General features: G+C 75.0%; 17 protein-coding genes. 8 read left to right on the top strand and 9 right to left on the bottom strand.

The window, feature by feature from the left end; translation table 11 throughout:
- Positions 1–47: 47 nt before the first annotated feature.
- Positions 48–3,533: a S8 family peptidase gene (locus tag ACIBQ8_RS32900; protein WP_397193837.1), complete on the top strand. Its 3,486-nt coding sequence runs from the start codon at positions 48–50 to the stop codon at positions 3,531–3,533.
- A gap of 4 nt (positions 3,534–3,537) precedes the next feature.
- Here the strand turns inward: ACIBQ8_RS32900 and ACIBQ8_RS32895 are convergent, their stop codons facing one another.
- Together ACIBQ8_RS32895 and ACIBQ8_RS32890 are read right to left on the bottom strand one after the other, a co-directional pair.
- Positions 3,538–4,509 carry a helix-turn-helix domain-containing protein gene (locus ACIBQ8_RS32895; protein WP_397178343.1) on the bottom strand — a complete coding sequence of 324 codons (972 nt, stop codon included), beginning with the start codon at positions 4,507–4,509 and terminating at the stop codon, positions 3,538–3,540.
- A gap of 81 nt (positions 4,510–4,590) precedes the next feature.
- Complete coding sequence (locus ACIBQ8_RS32890) at positions 4,591–5,502, bottom strand: hypothetical protein (RefSeq protein ID WP_397193836.1); 912 nt, start codon at positions 5,500–5,502, stop codon at positions 4,591–4,593.
- 234 nt (positions 5,503–5,736) lie between these two features.
- Here ACIBQ8_RS32890 and ACIBQ8_RS32885 point away from each other — a divergent pair, with 234 nt between their 5' ends.
- Positions 5,737–6,426, top strand: coding sequence for an NUDIX domain-containing protein (locus ACIBQ8_RS32885; RefSeq protein ID WP_397178345.1), 690 nt, complete (start codon positions 5,737–5,739; stop codon positions 6,424–6,426).
- Between the two features lie 65 nt (positions 6,427–6,491).
- On the opposite strand, the gene ACIBQ8_RS32880 is transcribed toward ACIBQ8_RS32885, so the two are convergent.
- Positions 6,492–7,445: a helix-turn-helix domain-containing protein gene (locus ACIBQ8_RS32880; RefSeq protein WP_397178469.1), complete on the bottom strand. Its 954-nt coding sequence runs from the start codon at positions 7,443–7,445 to the stop codon at positions 6,492–6,494.
- A gap of 177 nt (positions 7,446–7,622) precedes the next feature.
- Here ACIBQ8_RS32880 and ACIBQ8_RS32875 point away from each other — a divergent pair, with 177 nt between their 5' ends.
- Positions 7,623–7,844, top strand: a complete 222-nt coding sequence (locus ACIBQ8_RS32875; protein WP_397178346.1) for a DUF3072 domain-containing protein — start codon at positions 7,623–7,625, stop codon at positions 7,842–7,844.
- An 87-nt stretch (positions 7,845–7,931) separates the two neighbouring features.
- Positions 7,932–8,690, top strand: coding sequence for a hypothetical protein (locus ACIBQ8_RS32870; protein ID WP_397193835.1), 759 nt, complete (start codon positions 7,932–7,934; stop codon positions 8,688–8,690).
- Here the strand turns inward: ACIBQ8_RS32870 and ACIBQ8_RS32865 are convergent.
- On the bottom strand, positions 8,677–10,134 hold the full coding sequence (locus ACIBQ8_RS32865; protein WP_397178348.1) for a multicopper oxidase family protein: 1,458 nt from the start codon (positions 10,132–10,134) through the stop codon (positions 8,677–8,679). The genes ACIBQ8_RS32870 and ACIBQ8_RS32865 overlap by 14 nt on opposite strands.
- A 212-nt stretch (positions 10,135–10,346) precedes the next feature.
- On the opposite strand from ACIBQ8_RS32865, the gene ACIBQ8_RS32860 reads away from it, so the two are divergent.
- Positions 10,347–11,459 carry an ABC transporter substrate-binding protein gene (locus tag ACIBQ8_RS32860; protein WP_397178349.1) on the top strand — a complete coding sequence of 371 codons (1,113 nt, stop codon included), beginning with the start codon at positions 10,347–10,349 and terminating at the stop codon, positions 11,457–11,459.
- 24 nt (positions 11,460–11,483) lie between these two features.
- Here ACIBQ8_RS32860 and ACIBQ8_RS32855 read toward each other — a convergent pair whose 3' ends face one another.
- The 5 genes from ACIBQ8_RS32855 to ACIBQ8_RS32835 all read right to left on the bottom strand — a co-directional run bounded on the left by ACIBQ8_RS32855 (position 11,484) and on the right by ACIBQ8_RS32835 (position 17,400).
- Complete coding sequence (locus ACIBQ8_RS32855; protein ID WP_397193834.1) at positions 11,484–12,353, bottom strand: GNAT family N-acetyltransferase; 870 nt, start codon at positions 12,351–12,353, stop codon at positions 11,484–11,486.
- Between the two features lie 64 nt (positions 12,354–12,417).
- Positions 12,418–13,338, bottom strand: a complete 921-nt coding sequence (locus tag ACIBQ8_RS32850) for a hypothetical protein (protein WP_397193833.1) — start codon at positions 13,336–13,338, stop codon at positions 12,418–12,420.
- Positions 13,335–14,375 carry a hypothetical protein gene (locus tag ACIBQ8_RS32845; RefSeq protein ID WP_397193832.1) on the bottom strand — a complete coding sequence of 347 codons (1,041 nt, stop codon included), beginning with the start codon at positions 14,373–14,375 and terminating at the stop codon, positions 13,335–13,337. The genes ACIBQ8_RS32850 and ACIBQ8_RS32845 overlap by 4 nt, the downstream gene beginning before the upstream one ends.
- Positions 14,368–14,997 carry an RNA polymerase sigma factor gene (locus ACIBQ8_RS32840; protein WP_397193831.1) on the bottom strand — a complete coding sequence of 210 codons (630 nt, stop codon included), beginning with the start codon at positions 14,995–14,997 and terminating at the stop codon, positions 14,368–14,370. Before ACIBQ8_RS32840 ends, ACIBQ8_RS32845 begins: the two co-directional genes overlap by 8 nt.
- Positions 14,998–15,132: 135 nt before the next feature.
- Positions 15,133–17,400, bottom strand: a complete 2,268-nt coding sequence (locus ACIBQ8_RS32835; protein WP_397193830.1) for a catalase — start codon at positions 17,398–17,400, stop codon at positions 15,133–15,135.
- 264 nt (positions 17,401–17,664) lie between these two features.
- On the opposite strand from ACIBQ8_RS32835, the gene ACIBQ8_RS32830 reads away from it, so the two are divergent.
- From ACIBQ8_RS32830 to ACIBQ8_RS32820, 3 genes are read left to right on the top strand one after another with little or no spacing between them, the layout of a single operon-like run.
- Complete coding sequence (locus tag ACIBQ8_RS32830; RefSeq protein WP_397193829.1) at positions 17,665–18,354, top strand: hypothetical protein; 690 nt, start codon at positions 17,665–17,667, stop codon at positions 18,352–18,354.
- Positions 18,351–18,743 (top strand): phage holin family protein, encoded by a 393-nt coding sequence (locus tag ACIBQ8_RS32825; RefSeq protein ID WP_397178356.1) that lies wholly within the window; start codon positions 18,351–18,353, stop codon positions 18,741–18,743. The genes ACIBQ8_RS32830 and ACIBQ8_RS32825 overlap by 4 nt, the downstream gene beginning before the upstream one ends.
- Complete coding sequence (locus ACIBQ8_RS32820; RefSeq protein ID WP_397178357.1) at positions 18,719–19,393, top strand: DUF3618 domain-containing protein; 675 nt, start codon at positions 18,719–18,721, stop codon at positions 19,391–19,393. Before ACIBQ8_RS32825 ends, ACIBQ8_RS32820 begins: the two co-directional genes overlap by 25 nt.
- Positions 19,394–19,411: the final 18 nt, after the last annotated feature.

Here is a 19,411-nt window from a genome sequence, read left to right as displayed (position 1 = left end):
ACTGGTCCGCCCATGTGACGGTGGCAGGAGTCACCACCGCCGCCCTGTTGAGCTCCCCGTTATCGTCGGCCTCGGCCGCGGCCGAGCCCGCCGGCGGGAGCGTCCACCGCGTCACGCTGATCACCGGGGACGTGGTGACCGTCAGGCAGGCCGAGCCGGGCAGGCAGGCGGTGGAGGTGAAGCCGGGGCCGGGCCGGGCGCGGATGGCGTTCAGCACCACCGAGGAGAACGGCGAGCTGCGCGTCCTGCCCAAGGACGTCGTGCCCCTCCTGGCGGCCAAGCGGCTGGACCCGGCCCTGTTCTCGGTCACCCGGCTGATCGCCCAGGGGTACGACGACGCCAGGACGGACAAGCTGCCGCTGCTGTTCCTCTACGACGGCGCCGCGCCGAAGAGCGCGTCCGCGCCCGAGCTGGAGAGCGTCAACGGCCGGGTGGTCGCCGCCGACAAACGCACGATCGGCGGGTTGTGGAAGTCGCTCGACGGGCAGCGGGCCACGCTGTCGCAGGGCGTGTCGAAGATCTGGCTGGACGCCAAGGTCAAGGCCACCCTCGACCACAGCGTGCCGCAGGTGGGCGCGCCGGAGGCGTGGCAGGCCGGGTTCGACGGCAAGGGCGTCAAGGTCGCCGTGCTGGACACCGGCGTCGACGCCACCCACCCCGACCTGGCCGGACGCGTCAAGCAGAGCAAGGTGTTCACCGGCGAGCCGAGCGTCCGGGACGGCAACGGGCACGGCACCCACGTCGCCGCCACCATCGCCGGCGGCGACGGCAGGAAGGGCGTGGCCCCCGGCGCCGAGCTGCTGGTCGGCAAGGTGCTCGGCGACGACGGCTCGGGCACCCTGTCCGGCGTCATCGAGGGCATGGAGTGGGCCGCCGCCGAAGGCGCGTCGGTGATCAGCATGAGCCTCGGCGGCGGCGCGACCGACGGCACCGACCCGCTCAGCGAGGCCGTGAACACCCTCACCGAGCGCACCGGCGCCCTGTTCGTGGTCGCGGCGGGCAACGACGGCGGGACGTACTCGATCAACACGCCCGGCGCGGCGACCTCGGCGCTGACCGTCGGCGCGGTCGACGGCAAGGACGCGCTCGCGGAGTTCTCCAGCCGCGGCCCGCGCCTGGACGACGCCCCCAAGCCCGACCTGACCGCCCCCGGCGTGGCCATCGTCGCGGCCCGCGCGGCGGGCACCAGCATGGGCGAGCCGGTGGACGAGCGCTACACGGCCGCGTCCGGCACCTCGATGGCCACGCCGCACGTGGCCGGGGCCGCCGCGATCGTCAAGCAGCGCCACCCCTCCTGGACGGCCAGGCAGATCAAGGACGCGCTGATCGGCTCGGCCAAGCCCATCCCCGGCCAGCAGATCGACGACGCCGGCGCCGGCCGCCTGGACGTGGCCCGCGCGGTGCGCCAGGGCGTGACCGCGACCGGCGTGGTCGACCTCGGCAAGCACCAGCAGGACCAGGGCCAGACCACGGCCGAGGGGACCATCACCTACGCCAACGGCACGGCCGCCCCCGTCACGCTGGAGCTGGCCGCCACCCTCGACAAGGCCGAGCTCAGCGCCCGGTCCGTGACGGTCCCGGCGGGCGGCACCGCCGACGTCAAGGTCACGGTGGACCTGGCGGGGCTCTCCTTCGGCCGGTACGGCGGGCTGGTCACCGCCACCGCGGGCACGGAGCAGGTGCACACCACGCTGGCGCTGACCTGGAAGGGACCGCAGCACAAGGTCCACTTCACCGCCGTGGACGCCGCGGGCCGGCCGACCGGCGCCGACACGCTGTCGATGTTCGGCGCGTCGCAGCAGGACGACCTGTTCACCTGGCTGCCCCCGGAAGGGCTGACCGTGGAGGTGTCCGAGGGCACCTACATGACGCAGTCGCTCAACCTGGGCGGCGGCTGGGGCCGCATGCACCCGCGGGACGGCATGGTCGTCATCCCCGAGCTCAAGGTCGACCGCGACCTGGACGTGGTGCTCGACTTCCGCAGGACCACCCCGGTGACCATCAGGACCAGGGAACCCGCCGAGCAGGTGGGCATCTACACCTACTTCACCCATCGCGCGTTCGGCTCGCGCAAGATCTCCCAGGGCGTCATGAACTTCGACGTCATCGAGGGGCTCAACGTCTCGCCGACCGAGCCCGTGCGGGACGGCTCGTTCGAGTTCGCCTCGCGCTGGCAGCTCGTCGCGCCGAAGCTCACCGTCCGCGTGCCGGGCTCGGGCGAGCCGTACCGGATGGGGTTCCTGGGCGGGTCGCCGGGCGTGGACGGGCGGCACCTGTGGCGGCTCGCCGAAGGCGCGGCCGGGGCCAAGGGCAAGGCCGCGGTCATCCGCAGCGAGGACGTCGACTGGTCCGACCCGTCCGGGGCGGCGATCAAGGCGGGCGCGGTCGCCGTGATCCTGGTGCTGGCCCCCGACGAGGCGTTCGACCACGGCTGGCGGCCGGTCGGCGCCAACCTGCCGATCCCGGCGCTGGTGGTCGCCGGCGACGACGGGCAGCGGATGCTGGAGCGCATGCGGAAGGGCAACGCCAAACTGGAGGTCACGGGCCAGATGGACTCGCCCTACCTCTACGACGTCATGCAGGTCTCCGACGGCCGGGTGCCGGACAAGATCGTGCACGAGGTGACCGACGGCAACACCGCCCGGGTCACCACGTCCTATGCCGACAACGGCGGCTTCGGCTGGGCCAAGGAGCAGCGCTTCGGCTGGCGTCCCTGGCAGTCGTACGCGCTGGGCCAGCAGATGGAGACCCAGCGGATCGTCAGGACCCCGCTGCGCCGCACCGAGTACGTCAGCGCCAACGGCTCCTACTGGCAGCACCTCGTCAACCACCAGTACGTCTGGGACGAGATGGGCCGGCTGCTCGACGGTATGACCGAGCTGCCGCGCACCTACCAGCCCGGCACGCGGATCAGCGAGAGCTGGCACGCCCCGGTGGTCCGTCCGGCGATCCCCGGCTGGCTCAAGCCGTCCACCCGGGAGGGCGACACGATGGAGATCCGCGTCCCGGAGTTCGTGGACTCCTCCGGGCACGTCTCCCGCGCGGGCGTCGACAACGACGCCGTTTCGGCCCGGTTCTTCCGCGACGGCACGCTGGTGGCCGAGCGCGACGCCGCCTGGGGCGCGTTCCCCGCGGCGCCGCAGGAGGCCGCCTACCGGCTGGAGCTGTCCACCAGGCGCACCTCGGAGGAGTGGACCACGGCCACCGCGACCGAGACGGCCTGGACGTTCCGCTCCAAGCCGGGCGACCGGGTGCTGCCGCTGTTGCAGGTCGACTATGACGTACGCCCGGAGCGTCCCGGTCTGGTGGGCTTCGCCGTACGGCATCAGGAGGGCGTGACCGGGGCCCGCGCGAAGGACCTGAAGCTGGAGCTGTCCTACGACGACGGCGCGACGTGGCGGCGGCAGCCGGTGATCCCGCTCGGCGGCGGCCGCTACGACGCGATCGTCCTGCGCCCGCACCCGTCGCTGCGGGTCACCGCCACCGACTCGGCCGGCAACGCCGTCCAGCAGACGGTGATCAGGGCCTACTGACCGGTCAGAGCCAGTTCTCGCGGGCGGCGTGCCAGGCCAGCTGCATCCGGGTCTGCGCACCCGCCCGCTCCATCAGGTAGGCGATCCTGCGCTGCACCGTCCGCTGGGAGATCCTGAGCTGGGTGGCGATCGACTTGTCCGGGACGCCGGCGACCAGCAGCGACAGCAGGTAGAGGTGGTCGGCGTCGAGCGGGCTGCCCGGGTTGGTGAGGCTGACCGGGGTGGCCCGCTCCCACAGGCTCTCGAACAGGGCCTTGAGGGCGTCGAGCAGGCTGCTGGGGCGGATCAGCGCGGCGGTGAGCTGGGTCAGGCCGTCGGTGTGCTGGATGAGCGGGAGCACCCCGAGCTCGCCGTCCGCGATGATCATCCGTACCGGCAGGACGGGCAGCGCGCGGGCCTGCTCCCCCAGCGTGATGCCGTCGGCGAGGTTGACCAGCATGCCGGGTTCCTCCAGCAACGCCCCTTCGTAGATGACGCGGTAGCCGACGCCGCGCCGCAGCGCCGCGAGCTCCTCGCTGTTCTCCTGCGAGCTCATCGCCACGTGCCCGGCCCGGCACAGGCTGAGCACCTCGTGCCGGGCGCCGTCCTGGAGCAGCCGGAGCTGCTCGCGCAGCGCCGCCCGGCTGGTGATCACCTCGATGAGCTGCGCGGCCTCGCGCCGCCTGGCGTGCGCCAGGTACTCCCCCGTGAGCTGCTCCATGGCATGCCGCGCCCGGTCGACCTCGGCCTGCCGCCGGTGCAGCCGGGCCGCGAGCGCGACGTCGGGGGCGACCGCCGTGAACCGGCCGGGCTCGCCCGGGACGGCTCGCGCCAGGCCCTTGGCCAGCAGCGAGCCGAGCGCCTGCCGCGCCACCTCGGCCGGCACGCCCAGCTCCTCGGCCAGCGCGCCGGGCTCCACCTCGGTGGTCCTGACCAGCAGCCGGTAGGCGGCCTCCTCCTCCGCGCCCAGCCCCGCCGCGCTCAGCACGTGCCGCACACGGCCCGATCCAGATTCACCCGGCCATTGTAGAGAGCGGCCGCCGGGGCGACGGCCGGGCCAGCAACGGGGCCGGCCCTGTCACGTCACCAGTTCCGTGCGCAGTTCGTGGCTGTCGTCGGGGAGCCGGGCCTCGTAGAAGATCCGGTGGGTGCCGTCGGGGAGCGGGAGCACGTCGAGGTAGCGGACGTCGGCCACCGGCGGCCCGTCCACCGGCGCCAGCAGCGGCGCGCCGCCGGACCCGGTCGCGCCGGTCTCGCCGGCCGGCGTGGCGAGGCCGGTGCGTTCACGCCAGTTCTCCGCCGCCGAGGCCCGGCCGTCATAGCTGGCCCGGCCGTCGGGCAGGACGCTGGTCAGCCGGGCGCCGCGGGCGTCCCACGAGCCGGGGCGGCCGGTGAGGACGGTGCCGTGCCACCGCCAGCTCAGTCCGTCGCGGCTGGTGGCGTACGCGGTGCTCATCCGGTCCTCCGCGCCGGGCGTCTCCAGCGGGTGGCAGCAGATCCAGGCCCGCCATCCGGCCTCGTCGTGGCGGATGACCGGGTCCTTGACGCCGGTCCGGGCGTCGCCGGTGAGCACCGGCCGGACCTCCGCCTCGGCCAGCCCTTCGGGGGACGCGGCCTCCGCGACGCCGATCCACCAGTGCCTGGTCCCCGGCGTGGCGCAGCTGACGTACAACCGCCACAGTCCGGAGGGCAGGCGTACCAGGGCGGGGCGCTCCACCATCGCGGCGCCGCCGCGCGGCAGGACGGCGACCGTGGTGAACCGCTCGCCGTCCGTGGAGCGGGCCACCGCGTTGTGGTCCTCGCCGCCGGCGCGTACGCGGTAGGCCAGGACGTACGTGCCGTCGGCGTCGAGCGCGGCGCTCGGCGCGCCGGCCCACTGCTGCGGCCCGCGGCCGGGCGCCGCGACGGCGACGGCGTGACGCTCCTTCCCCGGGTCGGGCAGCGGGAAGGAGGGGACGAGCGGGGAACGGGGGTACGCGCTTGCGGTCATGGCCCGAGTCTGCGCGGGAGCGGGACCGCGAGGCAGTGGCAGAACTGCTCATATACGGGAATTTCCTGCCATACTCGATGACCGGGCTCCGGCCCCACGACGAAAGGGCGACATGACGGCACGATCGGCGCGACAGCCCGCCCCCGCCCGCGCGGGCGCAGCGGCGGAGAGGCCGGTCCCGCCCGGCCGCCCCATCCCTGCGGCGGGCGCGTCCGCCGGGCGTGGACGGTCGTGGTGACCGCGGGCCTCGACGTGCCCGACCGGCGCGGCCGTACTGGCCTGGACCAGGCGGGACGCGACCTGACCGGCAACCCGCGGGTGCGCGTGCGCGACGTGCGGCTGCTGGCCTGCAACTGGTACGTGCTGCGCACCACCACCTTCGACTACCAGCACGCCGACGGCCGCTGGAGCACCCAGCAGCGGGAGACCTACGACCGCGGCAACGGCGCCACCGTGCTGCTGTACGACCCCGCCCGCCGCACCGTCCTGCTGACCCGGCAGTTCCGCTACCCCGCCTACGTCAACGGGCACCCCGACGGGATGCTCCTGGAGACCGCTGCCGGGCTGCTGGACGACGACGCGCCGGAGGAGGCGATCCGGCGCGAGGCCGCCGAGGAGACCGGCCACACCGTCGGCGAGGTCGAGCGGGTCTTCTCCGTCTACATGAGCCCGGGGTCGGTGACCGAACGCCTGCACTTCTACGCCGCGCCGTACAGCGCCGCGACCCGCACCTCGGCGGGCGGCGGCGTCGCGGAGGAGGGCGAGGACATCGAGGTCGTGGAGCTCGGCTTCGACCACGCACTCGACCTGATCGAGCAGGGTGAGATCGCCGACGCCAAAACGATCATGCTGCTCCAGTGGGCGGCGTTGAGCGGCCCCTTCTCCCCCGCCCGCACGCCGGACCGGCCCGCGACGCGGCCGTAGGGGCCGTCGCCGAGGCGCGCGGCCCGGCCATCACGGAAGACGGCGGAAGGCTCGCGGCCCGGCCATCACGGAAGGCGGCGGAAGGCGCGGCGGTAGGCGGCCGGGGCCACGCCGCGCCGGGCGGCGAAGTGGTGGCGCAGGGTGTCGGCGCCGCCGAACCCGGCCCGGACGGCCACGGCGTCCACGCTCAGCTCGGTGGTCTCCAGCAGCTCCTCGGCGAGCTGAAGGCGGCGTTCGAGCAGCCAGCGGTGCGGGGTGGTGCCCGTCAGGTCCTTGAACCGGCGGGCGAACGTGCGCGGCGACATGGCCGCGCGCGCCGCGAGCGCCGCCACCGTCAGTGGCCGGTCGAGGTGCTGCTGGATCCAGTCGAGCAGCTCCGCCAGCTCGTACGGGGTGCGCTGCGGCGGCATGGGCGCCTCGACGTACTGGGCTTGCCCGCCGGCGCGGTGGGCCGGTACGACCAGCCGCCGGGCCAGGGCGTTGGCCGTGGCGGCCCCGTACTCCAGCCGGATGAGGTGCAGGCAGGCGTCGATCCCGGCCGCGGCCCCGGCGCTGCTGAGCACGGGGCCGTCCTCGACGTACAGGACGCCGGGCTCGACCGTGATCCTGGGATGACGGCGGGCCAGCAGGCCGGCGAACTGCCAGTGGGTGGTGGCGCGCCGGCCGTCGAGCAGCCCGGCGGCGGCCGGCAGGAACGCGCCGGTGCAGACGGTCAGCACCCGGGCGCCGCGCCCGACCGCGTCCCGCAGCGCCGCCAGCAGCGCGGCGGGGACGGGCGCGTCGAGCCGCGGCCAGGCCGGGACGGCCACCAGATCCGCCTCGGCGAGCCGGTCGAGCCCGTGCTCGACGTGGACGGCGAACCCCGAGGTCGTGGGGATGGCGCCGGGCTCGGCCGCGCAGACCGCGAAGTCGTGGACGGGCAGCCCGTCGTCGGTGCGGTCCAGCCCGAACACCTGGCAGACGATCCCGAGCTCGAACGCGGCGACCAGGTCCCCGACCACGGCCGCGACCCTGCGCATCACGCCCGCCAGTATGGCAGGAACTTCCCGTACCGGGGCGTTCCCGCCGCAGCCGGTACATCCTCCAGGCATCGACCCGCGGGGGCGGCGGCGGGAAACCGCTGACCGGCGTTTGCGGCGCGCCTGTCCGGGCATGGCGTGCTGACCCAGGAGAACGTGAGTTCGAGGAGAGTCAGCATGAGTCACGGACCGGTGGAGAAGGACCCCGAGGAGTGGACGACCGGCGACGAGCCCATGACCGGCCCGCAGGAGTCCTACCTGCACACCCTGGCCAGGGAGGCGGGCAGGGAGGTGCCCGGCGGGCTGAGCAAGGCCGAGGCGTCCCGGTTGATCGACGAGCTCCAGGAGGACAGCGAGCGCCTGCGCGCCTCCGGCCCCCCGCCGGAGGGCACCGGCTGATCCACCGGGCGCCGCCCCGCGAGGGGGAGGCGTCTCCCCCTCGGGAGGGACCTCGCGGGCGGGCCGCCCGGAATACCGTGGGCGGCCATGAGATCACTCACCCGGCCCGCGCTGCTGGCCGCAGGCTGGGCGGCGGCGGCCGTCCTCGTTCTGGTGGCGCCGGGCAACCTGGTCATGCGGCTGGCGTTCGGCAAGCTCGACGACCCCGCGCTGGCCCGGCAGTCGCTGCTCGCCGCGCTCGGGGTGCTGCTGGCGCTGGCGGCCGTCCGCTTCGGGACGCGTACCGCCGCGCGGCCGCACCGGCGGCGGGCCGACGGGACGGTCCGGCCCGCCCGCTGGGCCAGGGCGGCGACCTGGACGGCGGCCGTCCTGCCGGTGCTGGGCTTCTCGGCGCCGCACCTGCTGTGGGGGCTGGGCCTGCCGCTGGGCGTGGCGGAGGGCTCCCGCGCGGGCCTGGCCGAGCTGGGCGGCTCGGCGGTGTTCTGGGTGCTGCTCGTCGCCGGGCCGGTGGGCGGGGGCCTGCTCACCCTGGGGCTGATCGCCCGATGGGGACAGGTCGTCCCGCGGTGGGTGCCCCTGGCGGGGGGACGGCGGGTGCCGCGCGCGCTCGCGGCGGTCCCGGCGGCGGCCGTGGGCATGCTGGTCGGCCAGTACGGCGCGATGATGACGAGCTGCCTCGCGTTCGGCGTCACCCGCAGGTGCGCGCCCGGCGGCGGCGCCGGCGTCCTGGACGGGAGCTGGGGCTTCGCCGGGACCTACCCGGTCTTCCTGCTCTGGGGGACGTCGCTGCTGGCCGCCGCCGGTTACCTGGACACGACCGCGCGGGCGCAGGTCAGTGGGTCATGACGTGCCGGCGCTTCGGGGGCTTGCCGTAGCCGAGCAGGCCCATCATGCCCTGCTCCTGGTGGTAGAGGTTGTGGCAGTGGAACATCCACTCGCCGGGGTTGTCGGCGTGCACGTCGATGCTGATCCGCTTGTACGGCATGACGTTCACGGTGTCCTTCCTCGGCCCGCCGCGCTCGGTCGTCCGGACCTGGAAGGTGTGGCCGTGCAGGTGCATCGGGTGCCACATGTGCGTGTCGTTGTGCATGACGATCCTGATCGTCTCGCCCCGGTCGACCCGCAGGCGCAGCGGGTCGTCGGCGAGGTGCCCGTTGAGCGGCCACTCGCTGCCTGAGGTGCCCTGGCGCCAGCCGAGCGTGACGGTGACGGTCCTGGACGGCGGGCGCAACTGGTCGCGGCGGCGCGCCTGGAGGTCCTGGTAGGCGAGCTGCCGCCGCTGGAGCTCCGGCACCGCGCCGTCCGGTGACGGCGTGCGGGCGCCGGGCGTGGTGCGCACCACCGCGAACGCCCGCCCGGCCTTGCCCTCCGCCATCGCGATCAGCGGGAACGCCCCCGCGTCGAGCGTGACGACGAAGTCGTAGCGCTCCCCCATGCCGATCACGACCGTGTCCACGGTGACCGGCTTGCACGGGAAACCGTCGGTGTGGGTGATGGTCAGGCGGTGGCCGCCGAGCGCCATCCGGAAGGCGGTGTCGGCGGCCGCGTTGATCACCCGGAACCTGGCGCGCACCCGGGGACGGCTCATGAAGATGGTGGGCTCGTCGGCGGTGCGGCCGTTGACCAGGTAGTACGGGTAGCGCGCGTGCCCGGACGTGCCGCCGAGGACGTGGCTGCTCAGGGTGTCGTCGTGCGGGGTGGTGCTCAGGGCGCGCAGCGTGTCGTCGGGCGTGCCGTTGACGCCGTCCTGCCAGTCGTCGAGGACGACCGTGAACTCCTGGTCGTACCCGAGCGGCTCGTACGGGTCCTCCACGATCAGCGGGCCGTACAGGCCGCGGTCGCTCTGCATCCCCACGTGGGAGTGGTAGAAGTAGGTGCCCGGGTCGGGGACGGTGAACACGTAGTCGAACGTCCCGCCGGGCCTGGTCGGCCGCTGCGAGAGGCCGGGCGCGCCGTCCATGTCGGCGGCGATCCTGATGCCGTGCCAGTGCACGGTGGTCGGCGCGGGCAGGTCGTTGACGAGCCTGGCCCGTACCGTGCCGCCGGCGGTGGCCCGGATGGTCGGGCCGGGCAGCAGGCCGTCGTAGGCCCAGGTGGACACGGTCCGCCCGCCGAGGGACACGGTGGCGGGCGCGGCCCGCAGCACCCTCCTACCGGCCGTCTCGGCGGCCCTCCCCGCCGACGCTCCGGCGAACGGCCCGGCGAACGGCCCGGCGGACGCTCCGGCGGCTGCCGACGGAACGGCGCCCAGGGCGGCGAACATGCCGCTGACGAACAACCTGCGGGACACGGTCCCACGCGAATCAGTCACTACGGATCCCCCTCATCCATCTCGCAAAATAACGGAGAGTCACCGCGGGACGACGACGCCACGCGCGTCGGGCGGTTCAAGATCGCCGTACTCCGGCGGGGGACGGCTAGCGCCCCGGCCCCGGCGCCGTCGCGACGCCGCGATCCCGGCATACTGGGCCACCGGATCATCGTCTGAGGGAGATCATGCGCATGAGCACGCCGTCGTCGCAGCCGGGGGCCGAGCGGGGCGGCGGGCCGTCCGTCCGGATCGGCGCGCTCGTCCCGCTCACCCCGCCCGGCTGGGTCGAGGCGGGCCGCCACCTGCTCGCCGGGCTGGAGCTGGCCGTGCGGGACGTCAACGACGCCGGCGGCATCGGCGGGCGGCCGCTGGAGCTGGTGGTCCGCGACACCGCGGCCGACCCGCGCCAGGCCGAGGCGGCCGTGGACGAGCTGGCCGGGCTCGGGGTGACCGCGCTGGCCGGCGAGTACCACAGCGTGGTCGCCCGCGCCGCCGCCGCCCGCGCCGAGGCCGCCGGCCTGCCGTTCCTGTGCTCCTCGGCGGTCCTCGACGCGCTCACCGACGAGCCCGCGAAGTGGGTCGCGCGCCTGGCCCCTGCACAGTCGCGCGGCTGGCGGATCTTCGCGGACTTCCTGCTCGGCGCGGGCCACGACCGCGTCGCGGTGGCCACGCAGCCGAGCCTCTACTGGGCGTCGGGGCTCGGCGTCCTGCGCGGCCACCTCGCCGCCCGCGGCGGCACGGTCACCGAGCTCGACATGACCGCGCTCACCCCCGCGGCCGTGTGCGACGAACTCGCCCGCGGCGGCGCGACGGCGCTGCTGCTCCTGGTCGGCCAGCCGGAGCCGGCGGTGCCGATCGTGCGGGCCGTGCGCCGCGACCGGCGCCTGGCCGGAACCCTGATCGGCGCGCCGGCCGGCCAGCCGGAGCTCCCCGGCTGGGCCGAGGCTCTGGGCGACGACGGCGCCGCGATCCCGTTCCTGCGCTACCTGCCCGAGAGCCTGAGCCCGCTCGGCGTCCGGGTGGCGACGGCTCTTCGCGAGCGGCTGGCCGCGACGCCGTCGTTCGTCGCCTTCGAGGGCTACGACACGGTCACCGTGGTGGCCGAGGCGCTGCGTTCGCACGGCGTGGACCGGGCGGCCGTCGCCGGGGCCTGGCCGCACGTCGCGGTCGAGGGCACCCGGGGGCCGATCCGGTTCTCCCGCGCGCCGGGCATCGGTGTCTGGCAGTGGGCCTGGCCTCCGATCCAGGTCGCCGACCGCGACCCGGCGGACCCGGAGCGCTTCCGCACCCTGCGCACCGGCTGACCGCCGTCCGGCGCGCGGGACGCCTCAGGCGGGATGGCGGGACACGTCGTGTCTTTCCGTCAGCCGTTCGAGGCCGGCCGACCGGTAGGTGGCCACGCCGCCGGTGTTGGCGCTCGGGCAGCACACGAGCACGCTGGACGAGCCGGCCTCCCGCAGCGCGCGGGCCGCGGCGACCGTGATCGCCCGGCCGTGCCCGCGCCCCCGGTGGGCCCGGTGCACCCCCATCGGCTCGATCAGCCCCGGCCTGCCCGCGCCGGCCGACCACACCGCCACGGCCGCCACCGCCGTGCCCCGGTCGTCGCGGGCCAGCAGGCACCGCGCGCCGGTGTACGGGACGCCCGCCGCCATCGCGTGCCAGCGCTCCTCGGTGAAGGTCGAGCCGTCGAACGACGCCCGGACGACGGCGGCCCACTCGTGCGCCTGCTCCGGCCCGACCGTCTCGACGGGCACGCCGGGATCGGGGACGGGCGCGCCGAGGTCGCGCGCGAGCACCGTCCACGGCTCGCCGGTCGCCCAGCCGTCCTTGAGCAGCAGCTCCCGGACCAGCGCGCCCGGCGGGGCCTCGACGTGCGCCTGGCCCTCGGGCAGCACGCCGCGTGCGGGCGCCGACACGTCGCGGGCCACCCGGCCGGCCAGCTCCTCGTCCTGCGACGCCCCCGGCGCGAACGCCAGCCGCAGCAGGTCGGCGCCGTCGAGCAGCCCGGCCGCGACGATCTCCCCGGACCGGCTCCAGGTCAGGGTGGCCGCCGCGGTGCGCCGCGCGCCGAACCGCCAGAACCATCCCACGTCGCCCGGATGCAGTTGCACGGGCTCCCCGTCGCGCTGCCACTCCCCCAGCAGCCGCACCACGTCGCCGAGCCCGTCGATCCCCGGCCTGCCCGTCTCGATCGTCATCCCCCGATCACACACCACCCCGCCCGCCGCCCGCACCTGGATTTCCCGCGGGCCGGGAGGGCGGTCAGGGCACCCGCGGGGGCGCGAGCCGGTCGTCGGTCCAGGCGGCCGTGATCGTCGTGACGCCGGACCTGCCGAGCGCGGGCTTGCCGCCGTCCTCCAGGTCGGTGTACTCGGCCAGGACCGTCATGGCCGTGGTGTCCACGACGTACTGCTGCCGCAGCACCGCGCCCTTGCGCGCGAAGACCGGCAGCGCCAGCTTCCGGCCGGGGCGGCCGAGCGGGTCCTTGGCGTCGCCGAGGTCGTTCACCCCCTTGGTGGTCCTGAGCACCTGGTAGGCGGCGGCCCTGACCTTGTCCGGCGCGGGGACCGCGTACAGCAGGGTGACGGCCTCGGCGGCGACGTACCGGTCGCGGTGGTCCAGCCAGTCCTGCTTGCGCGCCTTGGGGTCGGTGGTCTCGGCCTCCTGCGACGCCTTGTCGATCCAGGCGTCGACGTCGGCGGTGAGGTACGTCCGCAGCCCTTCGGCGTCCGCGGGCAGGGACCGGAGCTGCTGGGGGGTCAGGTACTTCTCGTCACCCAGCCGGAAGCCGGGCGGACGCTTCTCGGCCCTCAGCGTGCCCTTGCCGGGGCGGGTGGACAGGCGGATCTTCATGCCCTCCGTCCGGTACGCCCAGCTCGACGGCGAGCCGTCGGCGCGCCAGGCCGCCTCGTCCTTCGCGGTGGCGGGCCTGGCCCCCAGGTCGCGGGAGCCGTTCCAGCTCTTGCCCTCGGGCGACGTCCACTGGGTGGTGACGTTGCGCTGGGTCACGTGATAGCCGCTGCCGACCGGGCGCGGATGGACGCTGGTGCGGATCGCCTCGACCCGCCAGTACGCCCCCTCGGGCGCGTCCGCCGAGGCGGGGACGGCGGCGACGGCGGCGACGGCGACGCCGCCGGCGGCCAGCGCCAGAGCGGCGGCGGCGAGGGCATGGGTGGATCTCATCGGTTCTCCTCCAAGGGGTTGACGTCCGCCCAGCGGCTGTCCTTGATCGCGACGTACGTCAGGAGCAGGCCGTCGGCGGCGGAACGGGTTTCGACGGAAAGCGGGCTGCCGGAGACCGGGTCGATCACCAGCCGGGTTCTGGCAGCGCCCGGGAGGGCGTTCGGGGCGAACTCGCCGGCGTCGTACTCGACCGCCTGACCGGCGCGGCCCAGCACGTCGGTCACCGGCCCGACGGCGGCGACGCCGGGCAGGGAGGCCAGCAGCCGGTACGCCGCGGCCCTGGTCCGGCTCGTCACCGGCGCGAACACCAGCAGCCGCGCCGCCGCGTCGACGGTCGCGCGGTCGTCGGAGCCGAGGTACGCCCTCAGCCCCTCCGGCGTGTCGGGCACCTCGCCGGCCTTGGTCAGCGGCTTGCCCGCGGTCAGCACGCGGAAGTCCCAGTCCTCGGTGGACCAGGTGCGCGGCGGGCCGGGCCGGGCCCGCACGACCCCGGTCCGGCCGTCGGCCGCCGGCTGGTCGAAGGTCCAGGACGTGGGCGAGCCGTCGGCGGCCCAGGCGGCCCGGTCCTGCGGTGTCGCCGGCACGATCCCCTGCGGGACCGTCCGGTGCCAGGTCAGGCCCTCGGGGTCGGCCGGGATCCAGGTCTCGACCGACTCGCTCTCGCGCAGGACGTACCGGCCGCCGGGCTCGCGGAACTGCCGGCCGCGCACCTCCGTGCCGCCCCACCAGGCGCCCGCGTCCGGCAGCGCGGCCACCGAGTCCGCCGCGACCAGCAGGAACCGTTTGGCGTCCGCCTGGGCGAGCGCTGCCGGGCGGGCGGCCCCGTCCGGCGGGGGCATGAGCCGCGGGACGGCGATCGCGGCGGCGGCGGCCGCGGCCAGGAGCACCGCCCACGCGCGCCGCCTCGCGGTCCGGCCGGCCGGCCGGCGGCGTTCCCGGGCGACGGCGGCCTCCAGCCGGGCGCGGCCGGCCCGCTCGATCTCGGGTCGCAGCGGCGGTGCGGGCAGCAGGTCCCGGACCGCCTTGTAGTCATCCATCCGAGCCTCCGTGCAAGGGGTTGACGCCGCCGAGGGCGGTCCGAAGTCTCTTGCGGACCCGCGACAGGCGCGAGCCGACGGTTCCGTACGGGATGTCGAGGGCCTGGGCGACCTCCTCATGGCTCAGCTCGGCCAGCGCGCTGAGCAGCAGCACGTCCCGGTCGCCGTCGGGCAGCGCGCGCAGCTCGGCGGCGAGCCGCCCCTGCTCGCTCTGGGCGTCCACGCGGATGACGACGCGCTCCTCGTGGCCGTGCTCGGGCTGCTCGTGCCCGCCGGCGCTGCGTTGCAACGCGGCCAGCCGCCGGGCCTCGCTGCGCCGGTGCAGGGCGATCAGGTTGCCGGCGAAGCCGTACAGCCAGGGGCGGACCGTGCCGCGCCGGGGGTCGAACGTCGCGCGTTTGCTGAAGGCGGCCAGGAAGACCTCGGCGGTCAGGTCGTCGGCGGCCTGCTGGTCGAGCCGGCGGCCCAGGTAGGCGTGGATCTCGCCGGCGTACCGGTCGTAGAGCTCGCCGAACCGCTCGGGGCGGCGGCGCGAGAGCTCCAGCAGAGCCTCGTCGCTGATCGCCGCCGGCGGGCCGGTGCGGTTCCGGACCGTCGGACGGGCCGTCGAATGGGCAGTCACACCCCTTACTCCACCGGTGGGGTGATCTCCTTTCACGGCCGGGGTGGGGGCAGCCGCGCCCGGAGAGGGCCGGGACACGCGTCGCGCGCCGCGACAGGGCGTCGCGGCGCGCGGAGGAAGGGCGTGCTTCTCGGCTCAGGCCACGTCGGGGTGGACGCGGAAGCGGTCCCAGACCCGGTGCAGGGGCAGCAGGGCGAGCACGTCGCGCAGCACCCCCTCGCCGTCCTGGCCGGTGACGACGCCGGGCGCCTGCGCGGGGATCCCGGCGGCCTGCAGCGCCTGCGCGGCCGTGCCCCAGCCGCCCACCGCCTTGGCGTGCCGGTACGCCTCGCCGACCAGGAGCAGCACGCGCGGATCGACCGGGGTGCCGCCGTCGCCGGCCTTGGCGTCGCGGGCGCCGTACGCGTCGTCGCCCGGGGCCGGCGCCCCGGCCAGCAGCACCGCGTCGAACTCGACGGAGCGGGCCGTGGCGAAGGTGCGCTGGACGGCCAGCGTGCCGCCCAGCATGCCGCCCTTGGGCGCGACGACGAGCGGCGTCATCCCGCCGTCGAGCACGGCCTGGCGGACGGCGCCCACGACGCCGAGGTCGCTGGTCTCGTCCGCGACGATGCCGATGATCCGGCCGTCCAGCGGCCACTCCCGGCCGACCTGCGACAGCGCCGGGCTCGGCGCCGGGTCGGCGAGCGCCACGGTGGGCTCGGGGACGGGCAGCCCGAGGCCGTCGGCGACCTCCCTGCACAGGACCGGGTCGATGTTGGCCAGCACCCGGAGCTGGCGTTCCTTGACCGCCTGCTCGTAGCACTTGCCCAGCTCGAAGGTGTAGGCGCTGATGAGGTGCTCGCGCTCGACCGGCGACAGGCTCAGCCAGAACAGCCGCGGCTGGCTGTAGTGGTCGGAGAAGGTCGCGGGCGCCTCGCGCACCTTGCGCCCGGCGACCTCCAGCGGCACCTCGACGTAGGCGCCCTGCTCGGCGCCGGCCTGGAAGGGGCAGCCGCCGTCCAGGGAGTTCGGCCGGTACGGGGCCACCCCGCGGTGGACGGCCGTCTGGTGGAAGCCGTCGCGCAGCATGTCGTTGACCGGCGCGTGCGGCCGGTTGATGGGGATCTGCGCGAAGTTGGGGCCGCCCAGGCGGGTGATCTGCGTGTCGAGGTAGGAGAACAGCCGCGCCGCCAGCAGCGGGTCGTCGGTGATGTCGATGCCCGGCACGAGGTGCCCGACGTGGAAGGCGACCTGCTCGGTCTCGGCGAAGAAGTTCGACGGGTTGGCGTTGAGCGTCATCAGGCCGACCGGGTGGACGGGGGCCAGCTCCTCGGGCACGATCTTCGTCGGGTCCAGCAGGTCGATGCCCTCGAACATCTGCTCGGGCGTGTCCGGGAAGACCTGGATGCCCAGCTCCCACTGCGGGTGCGCGCCGGCCTCGATGGCGTCGGCGAGGTCGCGCCGGTGGAAGTCGGGGTCGACGCCGCCGGCGATCTGGGCCTCCTCCCAGGTCAGGGAGTGCACGCCGAGCTTGGGCTTCCAGTGCCACTTGACCAGCGTCGTCTCCCCCGCCGCGTTGACCAGGCGGAAGGTGTGCACGCCGAAGCCCTCCATCATGCGGAACGAGCGCGGGATGCCGCGGTCGGACATGTTCCACATCGTGTGGAAGGTGGCCTCGGTGTGCAGGGAGACGAAGTCCCAGAACGTGTCGTGCGCGCTCTGGGCCTGCGGGATCTCCCGGTCGGGATGCGGCTTGCCGGCGTGGATGACGTCGGGGAACTTGATGCCGTCCTGGATGAAGAAGACCGGGATGTTGTTGCCGACCAGGTCGAACACGCCCTCGGCGGTGTAGAACTTGGTGGCGAAGCCGCGGGTGTCGCGGACGGTGTCGGCCGAGCCGCGCGAGCCCAGCACGGTGGAGAAGCGGACGAAGACCGGGGTCTCGGCGCCCTCGGCCAGGAAGGCCGCCTTGGTGATGTTCGAGGCGGTGCCGTACGCCTGGAACACGCCGTGGGCGGCGGCGCCGCGGGCGTGCACCACCCGCTCGGGGATGCGCTCGTGGTCGAAGTGCATGACCTTCTCGCGCAGGTGGTGGTCCTGCAGCAGCACCGGGCCGCGCGGGCCGGCCTTCAGCGAGTGGTCGGTGTCGCGCAGCCGCACCCCCTGGGCGGTGGTCAGGTACTCGCCGCCCTGCGCCATCTGGTCCTGCGAGGCGCCGGTGGGCTGCCCGGTGGGCGAGACGGTGTCGGGCCCGGTCTGGTCCGGCTTGGGCGGCAGCGGTTCCCGCGGCTCGGTCGGCTCCTCAAGCTCGGGCGGCAGGCTGTTGGGCACGCCGGGGATCTCGGCCGGTTTCACCGCGTCGTGATCGGTGACGGCGCCGACGACCTTGTCCACGGCGGACTTGAGCGGGTGCGACTCGTTCATGCTTGTTTCCTTAGGAAGGGCCACAACGGTTTGACCAGGTCTGGCGCCTCCCTACCCATGCTCAGCCGTATAACGCGAATAGTCGCACTTCAGGGCGGTTGGCGACCTCGCACGGCCTCGCACGACCACGCTCGGAGCGCTTCCGGAGCAGCGCGTGAAACCGAACCCCTTTTCGCGTTCTTTGCCCTGCGTTGGGGTGTTTTTGGTTTGGCGGGGGCCGTCCGGGTAGCCACAGGCGGCATCAATCCCACGAGGAGGGCACCCATGAGTGAATACCCGACCGGGACCGGACAGCCGGCCCCCGGCCAGGAGGGAACGCTCCATCAGGGCAAGGCCGCCGCGCAGCAGGTCGCCGGGACCGCCAAGGAGGCCGGCGTCCAGGTGGCCGGCGAGGCCAGGGCCCAGGCCAGGAACGCCGTCGACGAGCTGCGCGACCGGGTGCGCGCCCAGTCCGAGCAGCAGAGCCGGCGGGCCGCGCAGAGCCTGCGCGAGTGGTCGGAGGACCTGTCGGCCATGCACGAGCAGGCCAAGCCCGACTCGCCGGTGACCAACGTCGTACGCCAGGCCGCCGACCAGGGCCGGCGCGCGGCCGACTACCTCGACAGGCACGGCCTGGCCGGGGTGGTCGGCGAGGTGCAGAGCTTCGCCCGCCGCCGCCCGGCCGCGTTCCTGGCCGGCGCCCTGGCCGCGGGCTTCCTGGTGGGCCGCGTCATCAAGGCCTCCGGCGACAGCTCCGGGACGGCGTCCCAGCCCGCGACCCCGCCGCCGCCCGCCGACCCCACCCTGCCCAGCGCCGCCCGGCCCGGCACGGCGCCGCCGCAGCCGCTCCACCGGCCGCTCGGCGACCCCCTCGGGCAGGACGACACCCGCCCGGTGCCGCCGCTCACCACGCCGCCGGCCGCCCCCGCCGCTCCCGCGGCGCCCGGCTACGGCGCCGGGAGTGACCTGCCGTGACCGCGCAGCCCGAGGAACCGACGCTCGGCCAGCTGGTCGGCGAGATCGGCGAGGACATCTCCAAACTGTTCCGCCAGGAGGTGGAGCTGGCCAAGATCGAGCTCCGCCAGGAGGCCGTCAAGGCGGGCAAGGCGGCCGGGATGCTCGGCGGCGCCGGCTTCGCCGGCTACATGATCGCGCTGCTGGTGACGCTGGCCGTCATGTTCGGCCTGGGCGAGGTGATGGGCCTCGGCTGGGCCGCGCTCGTCCTCGCGGTCGTCTGGGCGGTCATCGGCGGAGTGCTGTACGTCAACGGCCGCAACCGGCTGCGCGAGATCAACCCCAGACCCGAGCAGACCATCGAGACGCTCAAGGAGGACGCGCAATGGGCACGCGACCTGAGGAAGTGAGACACGAGATCGCCGTCACGAGGGCCGAACTCGCGGCCGACGTGGACCGGCTGGCCGACCGGACGAGCCCGGCGCGGATCGCGCGCCGCCGTACCGAACGGGTGCGGGAGGCGGCGCGGTCGTTGCGGGAGCGGGTGATGGGAACCCCCTCCCATGGCGTCCCCCATGCCGCCGGCCGGGCGCGGCACGGCGTCGCCGCCACCGCCGGCTCAGTGGGCGAGGGGGCGCACCAGGCCGGCCAGGCCGTGCGGGAGGGCGCCCACCAGGCGGCCGACAGCGTGCGGCACGGCGCCCACGTGGCGGCCGAGACCGTACGGGCCGCGCCGGAGCAGGCCAGGCGGGGCACCCAGGGCAACCCGCTGGCGGCCGGTCTGATCGCCTTCGGCGCCGGTCTGCTGGCCGCCACGCTCATCCCCGCCACCGAGGCGGAGGAGCAGGCCGTCGGGCAGCTCCGCGAGCAGGTCGGCGACGTGCTGGAGCCGGTCGTGGAAGCCGGCCGCGAGTCGGTGCAGCAGCTCGGCCAGGACGCCAGGGAGCTGGCGGGGCAGGCCGTCCAGCAGGTCAAGGACAGCGCGTCGGAGGCGGCCGCCGCCACCGCCGACCAGGCCCGCGAGCAGGCCCGCCAGGTGGGCGGTCACCGCTCCGGCTGACGCCCGCCCGCACGTGCG

The sequence above is a fragment of the Nonomuraea sp. NPDC049646 genome, assembly GCF_044465525.1.
Lineage (GTDB): Bacteria > Actinomycetota > Actinomycetes > Streptosporangiales > Streptosporangiaceae > Nonomuraea.
Note: the sequence above shows the minus strand (reverse complement) of the source record. Positions and strands in the feature narration are given on the sequence as shown.

Coding starts and splice junctions, on each gene's coding strand:
- ACIBQ8_RS32890 (WP_397193836.1), bottom strand. CDS start 5,502: ATGACCGCAAGCGCGTACCCCCGTTCCCCGCTCGTCCCCTCCTTCCCG.
- ACIBQ8_RS32880 (WP_397178469.1), bottom strand. CDS start 7,445: ATGCGCAGGGTCGCGGCCGTGGTCGGGGACCTGGTCGCCGCGTTCGAG.
- ACIBQ8_RS32875 (WP_397178346.1), top strand. CDS start 7,623: ATGAGTCACGGACCGGTGGAGAAGGACCCCGAGGAGTGGACGACCGGC.
- ACIBQ8_RS32870 (WP_397193835.1), top strand. CDS start 7,932: ATGAGATCACTCACCCGGCCCGCGCTGCTGGCCGCAGGCTGGGCGGCG.
- ACIBQ8_RS32860 (WP_397178349.1), top strand. CDS start 10,347: ATGAGCACGCCGTCGTCGCAGCCGGGGGCCGAGCGGGGCGGCGGGCCG.
- ACIBQ8_RS32855 (WP_397193834.1), bottom strand. CDS start 12,353: ATGACGATCGAGACGGGCAGGCCGGGGATCGACGGGCTCGGCGACGTG.
- ACIBQ8_RS32850 (WP_397193833.1), bottom strand. CDS start 13,338: ATGAGATCCACCCATGCCCTCGCCGCCGCCGCTCTGGCGCTGGCCGCC.
- ACIBQ8_RS32845 (WP_397193832.1), bottom strand. CDS start 14,375: ATGGATGACTACAAGGCGGTCCGGGACCTGCTGCCCGCACCGCCGCTG.
- ACIBQ8_RS32835 (WP_397193830.1), bottom strand. CDS start 17,400: ATGAACGAGTCGCACCCGCTCAAGTCCGCCGTGGACAAGGTCGTCGGC.
- ACIBQ8_RS32830 (WP_397193829.1), top strand. CDS start 17,665: ATGAGTGAATACCCGACCGGGACCGGACAGCCGGCCCCCGGCCAGGAG.
- ACIBQ8_RS32820 (WP_397178357.1), top strand. CDS start 18,719: ATGGGCACGCGACCTGAGGAAGTGAGACACGAGATCGCCGTCACGAGG.